The sequence below is a fragment of the Candidatus Spyradosoma sp. SGI.093 genome, assembly GCF_050314555.1.
Classification (GTDB): Bacteria; Verrucomicrobiota; Verrucomicrobiia; order Opitutales; family UBA953; genus Spyradosoma.
In genome coordinates this window covers 53415-72679 of sequence record NZ_JBNPNH010000009.1, presented here as the reverse complement: position 1 = coordinate 72679, position 19265 = coordinate 53415, and the positions used below count along the sequence as shown (strand labels likewise).

General features: G+C 66.8%; 5 protein-coding genes. All 5 read left to right on the top strand.

Features of this window, described 5'->3' with window-relative positions; translation table 11 throughout:
- Nucleotides 1–128: 128 nt before the first annotated feature.
- The 5 genes from ACQREB_RS08080 to ACQREB_RS08060 all read left to right on the top strand — a co-directional run bounded on the left by ACQREB_RS08080 (nucleotide 129) and on the right by ACQREB_RS08060 (nucleotide 19219).
- A complete protein-coding gene (locus ACQREB_RS08080; RefSeq protein ID WP_427767502.1) occupies nucleotides 129–2156 on the top strand; it encodes an alpha-L-fucosidase in 2028 nt (675 codons plus the stop codon).
- A 164-nt stretch (nucleotides 2157–2320) separates the two neighbouring features.
- Nucleotides 2321–3019 carry an outer membrane protein gene (locus ACQREB_RS08075; protein WP_427767499.1) on the top strand — a complete coding sequence of 233 codons (699 nt, stop codon included), beginning with the start codon at nucleotides 2321–2323 and terminating at the stop codon, nucleotides 3017–3019.
- A 165-nt stretch (nucleotides 3020–3184) separates the two neighbouring features.
- A complete protein-coding gene (locus ACQREB_RS08070) occupies nucleotides 3185–3922 on the top strand; it encodes a hypothetical protein (protein WP_427767496.1) in 738 nt (245 codons plus the stop codon).
- A 3-nt stretch (nucleotides 3923–3925) separates the two neighbouring features.
- On the top strand, nucleotides 3926–5602 hold the full coding sequence (locus tag ACQREB_RS08065; RefSeq protein WP_427767494.1) for a ShlB/FhaC/HecB family hemolysin secretion/activation protein: 1677 nt from the start codon (nucleotides 3926–3928) through the stop codon (nucleotides 5600–5602).
- Nucleotides 5603–5725: 123 nt separating this feature from the next.
- Nucleotides 5726–19219, top strand: coding sequence for a leukotoxin LktA family filamentous adhesin (locus tag ACQREB_RS08060; protein WP_427767491.1), 13494 nt, complete (start codon nucleotides 5726–5728; stop codon nucleotides 19217–19219).
- The last annotated feature ends 46 nt before the right edge of the window (nucleotides 19220–19265 follow it).

The following is a 19265-nucleotide window of genomic DNA, read 5'->3' as shown; positions in this document are numbered from 1 at the left end:
TCAACGCCTTCTCTTCGGTGTCTTTTATTATGAGGCAAGGCGGCCGCGCGGACGCAGGCTCGAAAAGACGCGTTCCCGCGCAAGTTTCGGTTGCGGTTTTTCGGCGCGTGTGGATAATCCGCGGCACTATGTTGCAGAATCGTTTCTCCCCGTCGAAATCGTTCTTCCGGCGCCTGCTTCCGGCCGCCGCGTTCGCGCTTCTGGGCGCGCAGGCGCTCGTCGCCGCTCCCGTTCCCGGGATGACGCCGCTCCCGAAACAGCATCCGCTCGCGCCGAAACCCTACGGTGCGACGCCGACCGAGCCGCAGGTGCAGTGGCAGCGCATGGAATTCTACGCGTTCACGCACTTCGGTCTCAACACCTTCACCGGACGCGAATGGGGCTACGGCGACGAAAGCGAGTCGCTCTTCGATCCCAAGAACTTCGACGCCGACGAAATCGTCAAGACCTTCAAGGCGGGCGGCATGACGGGCATGATCTACACCGCCAAGCACCACGACGGCTGGTGTTCCTGGCCGACGAAGACGACCGAGCACAGCATCAAAAAATCGCCCTGGAAGAACGGCAAGGGCGACGTCGTCAAGGAATTCGCCGCCGCCTGCAAAAAGCACGGCATCAAGTTCGGCACCTACCTTTCGCCGTGGGACCGCAATCACCCCGAATACGGGCGCGACGGCTACATCAAGGCCTACTACGGTCAGATCGAGGAACTGCTCACGAATTACGGCGACGTCTTCGAAATCTGGTTCGACGGCGCGAACGGCGGCGACGGCTATTACGGCGGCGCGCGGGAACGCCGCAACACGCCCGGCGGCGCGGACAAGTATTACAATTTCGAACAGATCGTGAAGAACATCCGCAAGATGCAGCCGAACTGCATCGTCTGGGGCGCCTCGCACTACGGCGACGCGCGCTGGGGCGGCTCCGAAGGCGGCCACGTCGGCTATCCGCACTGGCACACGGTCGGCACGCAGAATCCCGAACAGACGGGCTCCGCGCATCCCGCGAGCTGCAAGGAGAAATGCCGCCACGTCGTTTCCGCGCACGGCATCCGCGGCGGCGACCGCTGGGTGCCCGCCGAGGGCGACACGCCGATCAACCGCGGCGGCTGGTTCTGGCATCCGGGAACGCCCGCGAAATCGCCCGAGCAGCTCATGCAGGTCTGGTTCGACTGCGTCGGCCGCGGCGCCAACCTCATCCTCAACCTCGCGCCGGACAAGTCCGGAAAGCTCGACCCGAAGGACGTCAAGGCGCTCCTCGAGTTCAAGAAGCTCCGCGACCTGCTTTACAAAAAGGACTTCGCGCGCGGCGGCAAGGCGGAATCCCGCACCGTCCGCAAAAACCTTCCCGCGGCGTTCGGCCCGCAGTTCCTCACCGACGGCGATCCCGACACGTACTGGACGACCAACGACAAGACGACCGCCGCCTCCGCCGTCGTCACGCTCCCGCAGAAGGCGACGTTCGACGTCGTGCGCGTGCGCGAGGAAATCCGCCTCGGTCAGCGCGTGGACGCTTGGGCGCTCGACGCGGACGTCGGCGGCAAGTGGCAGGAAGTCGTCTCCGGACAGACGATCGGCGTGCAGGCGATGCTCGTGCTGCCGCAGCCGGTGACGACGCAACGCGTGCGCCTGCGCATCACGAGCGCCGCCGCGTGCCCGTGCATTTCCGAACTTTCGCTCTTCAAGCTTCCCGCGGGACTGAATCTGAAAAAGGCGGAAGCGCCGCTGATGACTGCCGGAGTCCCCAAGACGAAATGGAAGATCGTGAGCGCGCCCGCGGGAACGAACGCCAAGGCGGCGATCGACGGCAAGGCGGACACGTTCTGGCACACGCACATGAAGCAGGAGCTGCGCCCGCCGCAGTCGATCGTCGTCGACATGGGCGAGTCGCTCAAGCTTCGCGCGTTCACCTACCTGCCGCGCCAGGACGGAACGTTCGCGGGCATGACGGACCGCTACAAATTCGAGCTCAGCGCGGACGGCAAGAGCTGGAGGCAGGTCGCCGAGGGCGAATTCGGCAACCTCCGCGCCAACCCGATCGAGCAGACGATCGCGTTCCCGCCGCAGAACGCGCGCTACTTCCGCTTCACGGGCACGCGCGCGTTGGAGAAGAACCACGTCTCCGCCGCCGAAATCGGCGTCCTCGAAGCAAAGTGAGGCGGGCGCGTTCCCGTTTCTCCGAAAAGGCGTTCCCGCAGCCCGCGGGAGCGCCTTTTTTCATGCCCGAAAAAATTTTTCAAAAAAAATTTAAGATTTTGCGGGTTCGTTCGTTATACTTGCAGAAAACCTTTTTTCGAGTTCACCAAAAACTGCACAAAACCATGATCAAGACATCCAAAAACATGCTGCTCGCCGCGACGGTCGCGGCGGCCTCAATCGTTCCCGCGGTCGGCGCGCTCGCGCAGGACGCGGCGCTTCCCGGAACGGCGTCCTCGCCGTGGACGGTCTCGCTCGGCGCGGAAGCCTTCTACGGCACGCCGACGAGCGACATCGTCAAAGGCGAAACCGAGTTCGACAAGATCGACATCGGCGGCGTCAATCTGCGCTGCACGCTGAAGAACGCCGAGCTGGAGCTTGCGCCCGGACTGACGCCGGAATTCTTCGGCATCGTCGGCTTCGGCAGCGGCTCCGAAGAGATCGAAACCTACTGGAACGGCGTCCTCGATGAGGACAGAAAGGTGTCGGTCGTCGAGGCGCAGCTCGCGGTCGGCGCGAATCTGCGCTGGCAGGCGACGGAGCATTTTTCCGTGTTCGCGGGCGCGCGCGTCGGGCTCGGCTATCTCTGGGTCGAAGGCGACGACAAGATGATCGACGAAAAATACGACGAGAGCGAGGTCGGCTTCCTCTACGGCGCTGGCGTCGGCGCGGAATGGGCGTTCAACGCGCACCACGCGGTGACGGTCGGCTACGATTTCGTCGGCTCGACGGCGCGTCCGGAAGTCGGTCCCACCGGCGACAAGCTGAAGGTCGAGGCGCAGAACTATCACATGTTCTCGATCGGCTACAAATACACGTTCTGAGAGCGGCGGACGGGGCGGCGGAGGCGTCGCCCCGCCCGCGTCTTGCGCGTCCGCAAAAGGACGGAAAGGGCGCGGGGACGCGCGGCGAGCGGACGTTCCCGAAAAATTTTTCAGAAAAATTTAAGATTTTTCGATTTCGTTCGTTGTCATTACAATATGCAGGAAATGAAAATCTCGAAACACCGTGAAAAAGGCGCCTCCGCAGGAGCGCGCTTCGCCGCGCTCGCCGCCGCTCTGGCGCTCGTTCCCGCGGCGGAAACGTTCGCCGAAGAACTGCCCGCCGGCGTGAGCATTTCCGGAGGAAGCTGGACTTACGACGGCGCGACGCTGACGCTGAAGGACGGCGCGAAGGCGACCGTCGGCGCGGGCGCGGAGTGGACGCTCGCGCACGTCGTTTTCGACTCGGGAACGGACAATTCCTTCGTCGTCGAAAGCGGCGCGAAGCTCACGCTCGCGCTCGGAACGACGGCGGTCTTCGCGGACAAAGGCACGGGAACCGGCGGCAGCGTGAAAATCGCGAACGCGTCGGATCTGACCTTTTCGCTCGCCGAGTCCGTCGTTCCCGCGGGCGCGGGAACGGGCAATTTCGGGCTTTTTTCGTGGATCGAGGACGCCGACGCGGCGACGCCGGACGTCGTCGAAATCGTCGTCGGCGGTGAAACGCTGACGAACGCCGACGAAACGGCGCTGAACGCGGCGTTCGACGTCGTTTCCTTTTCCGGGAACGGCGCGGACCGGATCGCGAGCAAGGTTTTCACGAAGGCGACGACGGAAGCCGCCGGCATCAAAACGACGAAAATTTACGCCGCGCTGACGTTCATTCCGGAGCCGTCGGCGTTCGGTCTGTCGGCGGGCGCGGCCGCGCTCGCGTTCGCGGCGATGCGCCGCAGACGGAGGAAATAAAAAATGAAGTCTTTCACTCTCTGCCTTCCTTTCGCTTTTTCCGCGCTACTGCTCGCGGGAACGCTCGCCGTTTCCGCCGCGGGCGGCGAGGCGGCCAACGTTTCGCGCGCGATCGGCGACGAACGCCGCGAGGCCGAGCGCGAGGCGCGCATCCGCAATCTCCGGGAAAAGCGCGACGCCGCCGCGCCCGATTCCGCGACGTCCGCCGAAGGCGCTCCGCAGGACGTGGACGACGGCGAAACCTTCCTCATCGCCGCCGTCGAATTTTCGACGCCCTCGCGCGTGTTTTCGCAGGACGAGCTGCACGCCTTCCGCGAAATGCTCCCGCGCGGGAACGTCTCCGTCGGCGCGCTGCGGCGCTGGCTCGACGCGATCAACCGCAACTACGCCGCGCGCGGGTTGGCGGTCGCGCAGGCGCTCGCGGCGATCCGCGGGAACGCGCTCGTCGTGAGCCTGCTCGAACCGGAAGTGGACGCCGTGACCGTCGGCGGGAACGCGACGACGCGCGAAGGCTTCGTCAAGAGCCAGATCGGCATCGAGCCTGGCGACCTCGTGAACATGGACGATTTTCACGCGCGGCTGCTGCGCTTCAACGCGACGAACGACGTCGCCGCGCGCATCGCTTTCGCGCCCGGCTCGCGCTACGGCACGAGCTCCGTCGAGGAAATCCTCGTCGAGCCGCCGCGCTTTTCCGCCGCGATCTTCACGGACAACTACGGCAACTACGCGACGGGCGAGCTGCGCGGCGGCGCCTACGGCGTGTGGCGCAGCGTCACGGGGCGGCGCGACACGCTCTGCGCGGGCGGCGTGCTCTCCGAAGGCAGCAAATCCCTCTTCGCGAGCTACGACGTTCCCGTGCCCGGGCTGAGCGGCGTGCACCTGCTCGCGGGCGGGGACTTCTCCAAGACGGAAATCGTCAACGGCGAGCTCAGGGACATCGACCTCACGGGCAAATACTACGATGCGTTTCTGGGCGTGAAGGTGCCGCTCTTCGTCTCCGAGACGCTGATCTCGAACCTCACGCTCACGGCGACGACGAAGCGCGGCGAATCGCTCGTCTCCGGCGAACGCATCCAGAAATCGGACACGGACACGCTCTGCGCCGAGGCGGACCTGCTGTGGTTCTTCGACGGCGGGCACGTCTATTCCAAAATCGGCGCGACGCAGGGCTTCAACATTTCGGGCAATTCCGACAAATACACCTACTTCGAGCTCTACGCCGAGGCGGAGAACGAGCTCCCGGGGTCGCTCTACGACCGCGTGCGCTTCGACGGCGGCTGGTCCGCGGACCAGGACAAAATTCCCTCGTCGGAATCCTTTCAGCTCGGCGGCATCTATTCCGTGCGCGGCTACGAAAGCAGTTTTCTCTGCGGCGCGAAGGGCTTTTCCGCCTCGGCGGAGCTCGGCTGCGACCTGACGAAGACGCCGCTGAGCCTGCGCAGCCTGCCGACGTCGCGCGCGTTCGTGTTCTTCGACTACGGCCGCGTCTTCGACGACGCGCGGCAGGGCGGGAGCGGGCTTCGCCGCCCGATCTACAGCACGGGCTTCGGGCTGCGCGTCGCCGCCGACCGCTTTTGGGAAGCCGACCTGACGGGCGCGTGGCTACTCGCCGACCACCCCTACGAGCGCGCCGGCGAGGACGCCTTCAAGCTGCTTTTTTCGCTCAAGGCGAAGTTCTGAAACGAAAAAAAACGGGACCGCGGATGAACACGAACGGACACGAAGTTTTGAAAAATTTCCGTAAAGGACTGTTCCCGGGTTCCCGAAAAACAATTTAACGACCGAAACGAGGAGGACATCTCCATGACGAAAAATCTGAAAGTCAAATCTTCCGTGAAAATTTCCCTGATGACGCTGTTCGCGTTCGCGGGAACGGCGGCGTTCGCCGAGGCCGCGAAAATGATCGAGACCGACGGCCGCACGGCGACCTCCGTCACCGAAAACGGCGGCGTCTGGAACGTCTCGACCGCGACCGCGCGCGGCAAAAACGCCTTCAATTCGTTCTCGCGCTTCGACGTCGATTCGGGCGCGACGGTCAACCTCTACCTGCCCACGGGAACGTCGAATCTCATCAATCTCGTCCGCGACAAGAAGACGAGCATCGACGGCATTCTCAATTCCTTCAAGGACGGCGCGCTCGGCGCCGGGAACGTCTTCTTCCTCAATCCGAACGGCATCGCCGTCGGCGCGGGCGCGGTCGTGAACACCGGCTCGCTGCTGCTGATGACGCCGACCAAGGAGTTCATGGACGAGCTGATCGCCGCCGACGGCGCGATTTCCGACGCCAAGACCGCCGCCGTGCTCGCGGGCGACGTGCCGATCTCCGCCGACGGGCTCATCTCCGTCAAGGCGCGCCTCGACAAGGTCCGCGCGTTCGCGGCCTACGGCTCCGAAGTCTCCGTCGCGGGAACGCTCGCTCCCGCGGCGGGCGCGATGGTGAACCTGCGCGACGACGGCGGCGCGGACGCGCTCCGCGGCGCGGGCGTCTTCCTTTCGGCGAGCAAGGCGATCCGCGTCGAAAAATCTGGCGCGATCGACGCCGCTTCCTCCGGGAAAAACTTCGTCGCGCGCGGCGAGGGCGACTACACGCAGGAGGCGGGAACGCGCGTCTCCGCGCAGGAAATCGACATCGACGTCGGCGGGAACGCGAAGCTCGCGGGCGATTCCGACGCGCGCGCCGCGCTCTCCGCCGCGGGAACGCTCTCGGCGAAGAGCGGCGGCGACGCGAGTCTCGCCTACGCGGACGTCTCCGCCTCGGGCGCGTCGCTGAAAATCGCTTCCGGCGGGAACGTCGCGCTCGACGACAAGTCGAAGATTTCCGGCGCGAACGCGGACGCGGTCGTTTCCGCGGGCGGCAATTTCACGCTCGCCGGCGAATCCGCCGTCGAGGCGAAGACGCTCGTCGTTTCCGCGGACGGCGCGATCGTGCTCGGGAGCACGTTCAGCGGCTCGGACAAAGTCAGGATTTCCGCGGAAAAAATTCTGCTGAGCTCGGGCGACGAATTCCGCGCGGACACGGGCTCGCGCGTCGAAGCGACGGCGGGAACGCTCGCGGTCGCGGCGGGCGGCGACGTCACGCTGCTGCTCGCGGAGCTCTCGGCGACGGGCGGCGACCTCGCGATCTTCGCGAAGGGCTCCGTCTCCGCGGACAAGTGCGCGCTCGGCTGGGTCTCCGAACTGTTCACCGGCTTCAGAGGCACGCGGCTCAGCGGGCGCAACGTCACGATTCAGGCGAACGGCGACGTCGATCTCAACGCGATGGCGCTTTCGGTCGCCGTGCTCGACAAAATTCTGCCGCCGACGGCGTTGGAGCAGGTGGAGTTCAATCCGACGATCACGGCGGACGCGGCGACGGGCGTCGTCTCCATTTATTCCGACGGTTCGCTGAAGAACTCCGCCGTGATCACGGCGCACGAGACGCGGCTCAGCGCGGCGGCGGATCTCGACTGGGCGGGAGAGATTCTCGACGGCGCGGCGACGATCACGGGCAAGCACATCCGCGTCGAGACGGACAACATTTCCGACGTGACGATTTCCTACAAGGCGGACAAGACGTTCACGCTCGCGGAAGGCGTCACGATCCGGGCGCGCACGGGCGACGTCTTCGTCTGCGCGCAGGAAATCACGCTCGAGAAAAACTCCAAAATTTTCGCGGACGCGGGCGAAATCCTGCTGCTCGCGAACGCGTCGAGCAACGTGATCCTCACGGCGCTTCCGGAGGCGAAGGTCGAAATCGGCGAAGGCGCCGTCGTGCAGGCGCGCGGGAACGTGAACGTCTTCGCGCTCGCGTTTTCCGACCGTTCTCTGACGGAAACGACCGAGGCGTTCTCGGGCATCGAGGAGAAGCTCAGCGGCAGGGGCGGCGCGGTCTGGTACGAGACGATCTGGCCGTCGATCGGCGAAGTCTTCAATACGGTGACGGACTCGAGCCTGTTCCCGACGGATTCGCAGACGTTCCGCGACGTGCTCCCGTTCAGCTACGTGAACGCGACAGCGAAGGTCGTCGTCGGCAGGAACGCGCGCGTCGAATCGACGCACGGGAACGCGACGCTGCTCGCCCGCGCGGAATCGCGCTCGCACGCGATGATGACGACGCCCGGCGGCGCGATCTCGCTCGCGATCGCCAGGGGCGAGTCGCTCGTGGACGTCCGCGAGGGCGCGACCGTGAGCGGGGAAAGCGTCGCGATTCTTTCGCAGATGAAGACGGACTGCGCCTCCGCCGCGTCCGCCGTCTACAACAAGGAACTTTTCGGACAGTGGGCGGGAGCGCTCAAATACGACGTCTCGCTCGCGCTCGGCGTGCAGAGCACGGACTGCGACGTTTCGATCGCGAAGGGCGCGACCGTGCGTTCGACGGCGCTCACGGACGTTTCCGCGCTCGCGCTCGACGCGGATTTCCGCGCCTTCGTCGAGGGCGCGGGCTTCGCCGTTCCCGCCGCCGAGGCGCTGGACATGAAGATCGCCGCGACGACGGACAAGAGCTTCTCCGTCGCCGCGGAAGCGACGTCGCTGGACAACGGCGCGATTTCCGTCGCGGGCGCGATCGGCGTCTCGACGGTGAACAATTCCGTGAAGATCAACGGGAACGTCGTCTCCGCCGGCAACATGGCGATTTCGTCGTCGATTTCCGGTTCGGAGGACATGGGCGCCTCGACGGGCGTCGGCGGCACGCTGGGCTGGCAGCCCGCGATGATTTCGGAGGCGCTGCACGGCGCGATTTCCGGCATCTTCAGCAAGGCTTCGCGGAACGTCGCGAACGCCGCGCAGGGCAACGCCAATTCCTACATGGACGGGGCGAAGAATCAGACCGTCGATTTCGCGTTCTCGGGCGCGTTTTCGGTCGGCGTCGTCGACAACGTTTCGGAGATCGTCGTCGGCGAGCAGATCGTTCCCGCGGGAACGTCCGCGCCCGGCGTCGCGGCGCAGCTTTCCGGCGGGAACATCGCGATTTCCTCGAGCGTTTCCGCGAACGCCAAGAGCGGCGTTTCCGCCGACATCGAATCGACGGAATACAACGACAAGGCCACGGACCCGTATTACAACGACAAGGAGAACGGGCTCGCTCTCGGCGTGAACGTGCTCGTCGCCTCCGACGAGGCGGACGCGACCGTGAAGGGCGGCGCGAAAATCGACGCGACCAAGAGCTTCGTGCTCAACTCCGTCAGCAAGATGCCGTTCTGGAAAGCCGCGTTCTTCACCGGCGAAAGCCTCAGCTACGGCGGGCTCGTGGACATGCTTCACAAATACGTGGACGGCGTCGCGAAGAAAGTCGGTTCGGCGGCGCTGAAAAAAGCGATCAAGGGCGGCGAGATGAAGATCAAGGCGGGCATGTTCCTCCCGAGCTCCTACATGGGATTCGTCGCCTCTTCGAGCAATTCGAGCTCGGCTTCGACGCAGAAGACGGACGGCGGCACGGAAAGCGGGCTCGGCGGCGTCGGCGTCGCCGGGAACGTGCAGGTGAAGGTGCGCGGCAACACGGCGCACGCGACGATCGAGGACGGCGCGCTGATCAACCAGGGCGGCGGAACCGCGGGAACGGTCTCCGTGACGGCGAAGGGCGTGCAGGATTCCGTGGACTCGATGGTGCAGGATTCCGTCGAAGCGAAGAACGGCGGCGGGCTCGGCGTGATGATCGACGTCTTCAATTCCGACGTGCGCGCGGAAGTCGGCGCGGCGAAAATCGACGCGAAGAATCTCAAGATCGCCGCGGACAACCGCCAGCGCTACGTCTCGATCGTGTGCGCGGGCAACATCGTTTCGGGTTATCCGTCGATGCCGGCGTCCGGGCGGCAGATCATCGCCGAGGGCTCGTATTCGCAGCTCTCCGCCGACGCGAAAGTCTATGCGGGGCTCAGCGGCGCGGCGACGGTGAACGTCTCCGGCTCGACGAAGATTTCCGCGAAGAATTCGAGCAAGGTCGTGAACGTCTCCGGCGAATTTTCCACGGCGGAAAAGGCGGCGATCGGCATCGGCGTCGCGATCACGGACGCGGCGAGCGACGTGCGCGCCTACGTCGGCGAAATCTTCGACGCGGACGCGGAGGACGTTCCCGCGAGTTCGCTCGCGGCGGGAACGCTCTCGCTCGGCGACGCGTCGGTGACGGCGGAAAACACGGGCTGGCACTTCGCGGTCGGCGCGGCGGGAACGGTCACGAAAAACAGCGCGGCGGGCAACGGCGTCGCGGCGAACGCTCCCGCGAATCCGGGCAACGGCGGCGTCGCGGCGGCGCAGAACGGGAACGCGGCGGGCGCGGCGCAGGGCGTCGCGGCGGTGAACAACGGCGGCGCGGCGCAGGGACAGGCGGCGGGCGGCGCGAATTGGGGCGTCGGCATTTCCGGCGAAATCGGCTACAACCGCGAATCGCTGACGACGCTCGCCTACGTGCTCGGCTCGGGCAAGCTCGCGTCCAATGTCACGCTGCGCTCGCTCGACGTTTCCGCGAAGGAGGAAATGGACATTTACGGCGGCGTCGGCTCGCTCGCGGCGAACACGACGTCCGCCTCGACGAGCGTCACGGTCGCGGGCGCGGCGGGCATGAACTTCATCCGCAACGACCTGCGCGCGTTCGTGCAGGACGTCGCGCTCGTGCAGAAACTGCGCTCCGACGGCGCGTACGGCGACGTCTCCGTCTCCGCGGTGAACGCGAACCGCGTCGTCGCGGTCGCCGCCTCGGCGGGAATTTCCGTGAATTCGGGCTCCGACGCCTCGACGTTCAACGTCGCGGGCGCGGTCGGCGTGAACGGCATCGAGGAAAAGCGCCTCGAAGCCTACGTGAAGAACGCGACGCTCCGCGCGGAAGATTCGGGCGCGGCGGGAACGCTTTCCCTTTCCGCGAAGAACGCCGCGACGATCTACGCGGGCGCGGGAACGCTCGGCCTGACGACGGGCAGCGGCGTCGGCGTCGCGATCGGCGTGAACATCGTCGGCGGCGACGCGGTCGCGCGCGTCGAAAATTCCGAGCTCGTCCTCTCGGGCGCGGCGTCGATCGTCGCGGAAAACGTCTCCGAGATTCAGAGCGTCGCGGCGGGCGTCGGCATTTCCGGCGGTTCGGTCGGCGTCGAAGGCTCGATCGCGGTGAACAGCATTTCCTCGGCGGCGCGCGCGCTGCTGAAAGATTCGGCGCTTGAGGCGGGAACGCTTTCGATGGGCTCGCTGAACCGCGAGACGATCCGCTTCTACGGCGGCGAAATCTTTTTCGCGGGCGCGGAAAGCAAGCTCGGCGTCGGCGTCTCCGTCGTCGTGGACACGATGAAGAGCACGGCGGAAACGACCGTCGAGGGCGCGAACGTCGCGGCGGCGAAAACGGCGCTCGCGGCGGATTCGGAGACCGACACGGCGATCTATCTCGTCTCCGGCGGGCTGGCGTTCGGCGGGAGCGCGATCGACGTGAACGTCGCCGTCGCGACCGTGGACGCGCACGCGAACGTGCTCGTGGACCGCTCGCTCGTGGACGGGCTGCTTTCCGGCAAGGCGACGGAAACGATGCTCGGCGGTATCTACGGCGGCGTGGTCGCGGTCAGTCTCGGCGAGTCGGGCGTCGGTATCGGCGTTTACGCGAGCGTCTTTTCGGGCAAGCACGACGTCGGCGCGGTCGTGAAGAATTCGACCGTGCTCGGCGCGGTGAATCTCGAAGCGACGACGGACGACCTCTTCGGCGCGATCGTCGTGACCGCGGGCGGAAGCGTGAGCGTCGGCGGCGCGGGCAACATCGCCGTTTACAGAATTTCGGGAACGACGCGCGCGGCGCTCGAGGATTCGGCCGTGAACGCGGGAACGGCGGGCGACGTTTCGCTGAACGCGGACGACAAGACCGTCGTCGGCGAAGAGAGCGGCGGCAAGACGGTCGCGCTCGGCGCGGGCGCGGCGGGCATTTCCGCGGGCGCGCTCGCCGCGGGCATCGGCGTCTCCAACATCAACAACACGACCGCCGCCGAAGCGCTTCGCAGCGACGTGACGGCGCGCGATCTGAAGATCACGGCGCACGCGGATCACCGCGTCGCCTCGTATCTGATTTCGGCGAGCATCGGGCAGCATTTCGCGGGCGCGGCGAGCGTCGGCGTCGGCACGATCACTTCGGACACGCGCGCGCTCTTCGACGGCGGGGACGGCGCGCGCAGGAATCTCGCGCTCGCGGGCGCCCTCACGATCGACGCGAAGACGGAGCAGGCTTTCTACCAGGGCAACGGCGCCGCCGCGGTCAACTTCAACTACGGCGCGGCGGTCACCGCCGCCGTGGACGTGCTTTCCTCCTACGGCGAGACGCGCGCCGAGCTGTGCGGGAACGCGGACGTCTCCGTCGGCGGCGACGTCGCGGTCAAGGCGGACACGAGGCGCGACTTCTACGCGGTCACGGTCGGCGCGGCGGGCGGCTTCGTCACGTTGCAGGCGGCGCTCAACTTCATCACGGTCGGCTCCGGCATGGCGGACGACGTGCGGAAGGCGTTCGCGGGCGCGCAGGAGGAGAGCGGCGAGGCGCTCTCGCGGATCGGCGAAAATCTCGCGGAGCTTTCTTCGCAGACGGGCGCGGCGGGAACGTTCGCGCGCATCGGCGAGGGCGTGAAGATCGCCGACGCGCGGGACGTCCGCGTCGTCGCGCACGACTTCATCGACGCGTTTTCGACGACGGGCGACGTGAACGCGTCCCTCGCGGGGATGGGCGCGAACGTCGCGCTCGCGGACTTTTCCACGAGCACGCGCGCGCTCTTCGCGGCGGATTCCGCCGAACTGCGCGGCAATTTGAGCCTCGACGCGGAGACGGAAGTCGCGCGGAACAAGATCAAGGCGTTCCGCGGCAGTCTTCAGCTCGGCGGGAACACGGCGACGGTCGCGAAGGTCTCCGCGGAAGACACGCTGACGGAAGCGGCGGTGCTCGGCAACGTCTCGACGCTGAAGGCGGATTCGGTTTCCGTGCGCGCGAACGACAAGTTCGGCCTCACGGCGGAAGGCTACGGCATCGCCGTCTCGGGCGGCGACGTCTCCGCCGTCGTTTCCCAGGTGAGCAAGGGCGGGCGCGTCGTCGCGTCGTCCTACGCGCAGAACGCGGAGCTTTCCGGCGATCTCGACGTCGTCGCTTCCGACGACGCGGACTTCCTCGTCTACGCGCTCACGGGCGCGGGAACGATCGGCGGCATTCAAGGCACGGTCGCGAATTCGTATCTGGAAAACACGCTTCTGGCGACGCTGGCGGGCTCGACGACGGCGGGCGGGAAAATCTCCGTCTCGACGGACGCGCGGGAAAAGATCCGTTCGCAGGTGGACGGCTGGAACTTCGGCGGGCTCGCGGTCGGCACGTCGCTCGCCGAGGCGGTGAACACGATGCGCGGCGCGGTCGTCGTCTCGGGAACGCAGACGGCGGCGGAGATTTCCGCGCTCGCGAAGATTTCGCTGGCGGAAGTGCGCGCGGACGCGTTCGCGGCGGGCGGCGCGCTCGTCAGCGGGCAGGGCGCGGGCGCGACCGCGAAGCTCGCGGGAACGCTCTCGACGGAAGCGCTTTCGGGCGCGCGCCTTTCGGCGGGAACGATCTCTCTCGGCGTGCGCGGCGATTCTTACGTCCGCGCCCACGGCACGGCGAACCACGGCGGCGTGGTCGCGGCGGGCGGCGTGGACGCGACGGCGGAAATCGACCTCAAGCGCAGACTTTCCGTCGGGAACGCCGACGGTTCGGCGACGCTGCGCGCGGACGGCGGCGAGGTGAATTTCGCCGTCGCGGGAACGGACGTCGCGCGCGCGCTTTCCGAACTCGGCTCGGGCGGCGCGCTCGACACGCAGGGCGTCTTCTCCACCGCGCACGTCGCTTCGGACGCGACGATCGCCCTCGTGAAGGCGAACGTTTCCGCGGCGAAGATTTCCGCCTCCGCCGAGAGCGCGGTCGATCAGCGCGCGCAGCTCGACGCTTCGCACGGCGGCGCGGCGGCGTTCGGCGGCGTGAGGTCCTACGCGACGACGAAGGGCGCGGCGACGATCACGGCTTCCGGCTCGACGCTGCGCGCGCACGATTTCGATTTCGCGACGAACGCGGCTTTCCGCAACGGCCCGGGCGACGATTCCTACGGCGCGGATTCCGCGTTCGGCGGGCTTATCTCCGGGGAAGGCGATTCGCTGAAATGGAACGGCGTCTTCGAATCGTACGTCTCGTTCGACGAGGCGACCAAGCTGCTCGGCGATTCCGCGACGGACGCGGGAACGCTCTCCGTGAAGGCGACGAGCGACGTGCGCGTCCGCGAGGCGCTGCGTTCCGTCGCGAAATTCTCGCTGCTCGGCGGCTCGGGCGCGACTTTGGAAATGCGCTCAGAGCAGCACGACGACGTCAGGCTCCGCGGGCTGATTTCGTTCGCGGGCGACGTGAAGGCGCAGGCCGCGTCGAAAAGCGATCTGCAGGCGAGGACGCTTTCGAGCTGCGACGCCGGTTTCGCCGGCTACGTCGAAGGCAAGGCGCGCATCTACGCCTCCGCGGACAACCGCGTCGCCGTCTCCGGGAAGATCGCCGCGAAGTCCGTCGATCTGCAGGCGAAGAATCTGGGCGCGTCCGTGCACGGTTCCGCCTACGTGTGGAACTACAACGTCATTCCCACGTGGTACAGCGACGGCATCGGCGATTTCAGGCTGAACGACTCCGTCGCCGTTCTCGGCGGCGCGGAAATCCTGACCGCGGGCGGCGGCGTGAACATCGCCGTCGAAGACGGCGCGATCGACGCCTACGGCAGATACTGGAACAAGACTTTTTACCAGAAGGAATACCAGGCGAAGAGCGGCGTCGTCGCGGGAGCGCACACGTTCGCCTTCGTGCAGATCGACGGGAACGTGACCGTGGACAATTCGCTCGCGCGCACGGGCGTCGTCATCGACGCGGACGGAAAAATCTTCGTGACGCGCGCGGCCTTCGACGACGCCGGGAACGTCTCGCGCGTCGAGTCCGAGGACGTTTCGGGCGAATACGTCGCCGCGGGAACGGCAGACCTCTACGCGGCTTACAGCGCGAAGATCGCCGAATACGAGGCGGCGAAGGCGGAATACGTCGCCGCGAAGAGATCCCCCGGCTCCTCGACGGACGTCTCGGACTCCGTGACGCGCTACTACGACGAGCAGATCGCCGCCGTGCGCGCCTCGATGGCGGAGCAGGGCATCGACGCGGAACACCGCACGGCGGAGGCGTTCTGCGTGCGCCCCGGGCTTGAAGTCTCCGGCGCGCACGGCGTGAAGATCGTCACGCCGGAATACCGCGCGGCGTTCTCTCCGGACCCGACGCCTTCGGGCAGGATCCGCATCGTCGGGAGCGGCGGTCTTTCCGTCGAAAACCGTTCCGACAAGAACCTGTTCGTCGCGGGGCTTTCCGTTTCCGACGCGCAGCCGGGCCTTACGTCCGTCGGCGCTCCGTTCCGCGGCGACGTGCAGGCGGACGCCGCCGCACCGGAAATCTCGATCGTCGCGCGCAAGCCCGCGAGCGGACGCGCGACCGCGATTTCGCTCGGCGGCGAAATCGTCAACACTTACGGGAGCGTGCTCGTCCGCAACGAAAGCGGCGGCGCCGTCGAGACTTCGGCGACGATTCTCGCCGATTCCGTGACGATCGACGCGGGGCGCGGCAATTTCTACCTGAACGTGCCGTCCTACTACGACGGTTCGGGAAGATTCTCGGCGTACGCGTTCGGCAACTTCGCCTACGACCAGGCGACGGGCGGCTTTTCGCAGGGCGGCGCGGAGCTGCACGCGAACAACGTCACGCTGATCGCCGACGTGATCGACGTCAACGGCGACATCGTCGCGGGAACGGAGCGCTACACGCTCGTCGTGCCGGAAACGCTCGCGCTCCACGGCGCGGCGTCCGTCGAAGAGGCGCGCGCGTCCTACGCGGCGGGAGGCGAGGAGCGCTACCGCATCACGAACGCGACGGGCAACGTCGAGGCGTGGTACAACGCGAGGCTCGACGCCGTGGAGGTCGAGGAGATCGACGCGCGCGGCGGCACGGTCGAGCTCGTCGGCAAAGTCGTTTCCACGGGAACGGGCAAGCTGACGCCGCGTTCCTTCATCGGCGGCGCCGTTTCCGCGACGAAGCTCGTCGCGGAGGACAAGCGCGCGACGATTTCCGTCTTCGACGGTCACGCGCGGATTTCCGTGGACAACAAAAGCGCCTACGGCCTTTACCTGAACGAGCTCGGAACCGGCTCCGACGTCGAGGGCAAGCTCATCATCCGCGACAGGGTCGTCGGCTACGATTCCGTGGGCAACCCCGCGCTTCTCCCCGGCGACGTCACGGTGTTCTCGCGCCTGAACGGCGTCGTGACGAAGACGGTGAACGGCGTCGCGCAGACGGACGACGTCTCGACGTTCACGCCGAACACGGGCGCGGACTTCGGCGGCTTCGGCGGCGTGCTCGCCTTCGACACGATGCTCGGCGGGCAGTACTACATGAGCTCGGGCGCCTGGCAGACGGCGTTCATGTACAAGAACGTCAATCCGAACGTTCCCGTGAACGTCGCGTTCGTCGGCGCGGCGACCGGAAGCGTCTCGGTGACTTCGCGCGGCGCGGGCATCCGCGTCGCGGGAGTGCTCGGCGGCGACGGGAACGTCGACGTCTCGCTTTCTTCGACTTCGGGCTCGATCGAATCGCTCGGCGAATCGGCTCTCCTGCGCGGAAAGAACATCGGCGTGAGCGCCTCCGCCGGCGACGTGAACGTCTTCGTGAACCAGACGCCGGGCGGCAGGCTCGACGCGCGCGGGAACGCCGTTTCGATCGCCGCGCCCGCGAGCGGCGTCGCCTACGGCAGCGTCGTCGCGTACGGCGACCTTTCGATCGACGCGCGCGGCGACGTCGCGCGGAGTTCCGACGGCGGCGCGCTCGCCATGCGGAGGGACGGCGCGGCGATTTCGCTCGTCTCGCGCGAGGGCGGCGTCTCCGCGCTCGTGGACGGCGGCTACGGCACGTATAAGCTCTCCGTCCGGGCGTACGGCGACATTGCGGTTTCCGGCATGTCGGCGCCGGGCGCGTGGGAGCCCGATCCTTACGTCTCGTTCCTCGTCGATTCCGTGAAGAGCGAGACGGGAGACGTTTCGTTCGGCAGCGTTTACGGCGTGTACGACGGGAACGACGAAAGCGTTTCCGCCTGGGAAGCCGACGAAGAGGCGCTTTCCGCGTGGCGCGCGCTCGGGCTCACCCGGCTCGACGAAACGCAGCTCGCCGAGGCCGAGTCGGACTACGAGACCGCGCGCACGGGCGAGTATTTCCTCTACTGGACCGCGCACGAGAACGGAAGGAAGGTCGAGGGCGACGCGATCGCGTTCTCGCCGGAAATGCGCATTGCGCTGCGGGAACGCGGCTACGATGACGCGGCGATCGACGCGCTCGAAAAGACCGATCTCGACACGCAGTTCGGCGCGCTCTACGGCGGCGGCGAGTTCGACAAGGATTTCGTCTATTCCGCGAGCGACGCCGAGCGCGCCGAGCTCCGCAGGGGCGCGGGCTGCACCGAGGCGCAGCTCAAGACCGTGCTCGTCGGCGTCTCGAAGACGGACGAGACCGTCAACACGCGCTTCGACTGGGAGGCGCCGAACGTCGTCGGCAAAAACGTTTCGATTTCCGCCAATAAAATCGGAAAAGTCGCGAAAGAACGCGTGGAAATCGATCTGCGCGACCCGGAAATCCTCACCGACGAACAGCGGAAGATTCTCGCGTCCGCCTCGCGCGAGGACATGGAATACCGCTTCGACGACGCGGGAAATCTCCTGAGCGTCTCCGTGCGCATCGCGGAAGACCTGAACGTCGAGGCGAGCGGCGTGCTCGACGCGTCGGCGTCCTACGACCTGCGGATCGGCTCCGAAAGCGACATCACGGTCGGGAACGTCGGCTCGTACGCGTACGGAGGCGTCGTTCAGCTGAAGACTTCGGGCAGCATTCTCGCGGCGAACGCGGATTCGAAGATCGTCGGGGGAATCGGCTCGGTTTCGCTCGAAGCCGCCTACGGTCAAATCGGGAGCGCGGAAACGCCGCTGACGGTCGAGTTCGAAGAATACCGCTTCACGGACGCGCTCTTCGGCGCGCGCACGGCGGGCGACGTCTTCGTGAACATCGCGGGCTCGCGCGAGGTCGTCGGAATCGATTACGTGCTCGGCGGGAACGTCCGCATCGCGGCGGAGGGCAAGACGCTCGCGAACTACCGCACGGACGGCACGACGAACGTGCGCGCGACCGCGCTCGAGATCCGCGCCGGGCAGCTCGGCGCCGCCGACGCAGACTTCAACATCCACATGCGCGCGGGAACGGAAGGCGAGGCGAACGGCGTGAAGATCTTCACCGAAGGCGACGTCTTCATCGACAACCGCTCGGCGAAGCTCGTCGTGGACACGATTTCGAGCGCGCACGGGAACGTGACGATCTCCGCCGGCGACGTCGTCGGCGGGAACGGCAGCGATCCGAGCATTTCCGCGGAGACGATCACGATCCGCGCGACGGGCGACGTCGGCGAGCTCCGCGCGGACAGTGACGTTCCCGGCATGGAGATCGACGTGCGCGGCGTGCTCAACGCGACCGGGCGCAACGTGTACGTCGGCGCCGTCGGCGACGGGCCGCTCACGCTCGGCACGGTCGCCGCGCTCGGAACCGCGTGCCTGTATTCGGAGAACGGCGACGTCGTGCTCGCCGGCGCGGACGCGAGCGTTTCCGCGGGCGGGCTGCTCATCGTCGATTCTGACAAGGGCGGCATCGGGCGCGCGGACAACTATTTCCGCTTCGCCGCGGGCGAGACGGATTTCTACGCGGGCGGCGGGGACATCTTCCTCGCGACGCAGGACAACTACGTCTCCTCGGCGACGGCGCTGAAGGGCTCGATCGCGATCCGTTCGGACGGCATGCTCGTCGCGGAAAATCTCTACGCGAAGAACGATCTGCGCCTGGACGCGCGGGGCCTCGTCGAGCTCGAAAACGCGATCGCGGAGACGGGCGACGTGCGCGTCGTTTCTTCCGGCGACTACGCCCGGCTGGCGAACGTGCGCGCGGGGCGCGACCTCGCGGTCGTCGGCTACGGCGCGATCGATCTGGACGGCTTCGGCTTCGGGCGCAACGTCGCGCTGGTGTACATGGGCACGGACAGCAACGTGGTCTGGGTCGTCAACGGCGAGACGATCGACCTGAGCACGCTGGATCTCAGCGACGACATTTACGAGGAATGGGAGCGGCGCACGCGCCGTCGCGCGATCGACTCCGTTCCCGCGCCCGCGGCGGATCTCCTCGGCGCCCCGCGCGTGAACCGCGATTCCGCCGCCGCCTCCGCCCCGCTTCCCGCTTCCCCGATCGCGCTCGACTGAGCGCGGGCGCGGCGCGCGCGGGAACGCGTTTCCCCTCAATTCCGCG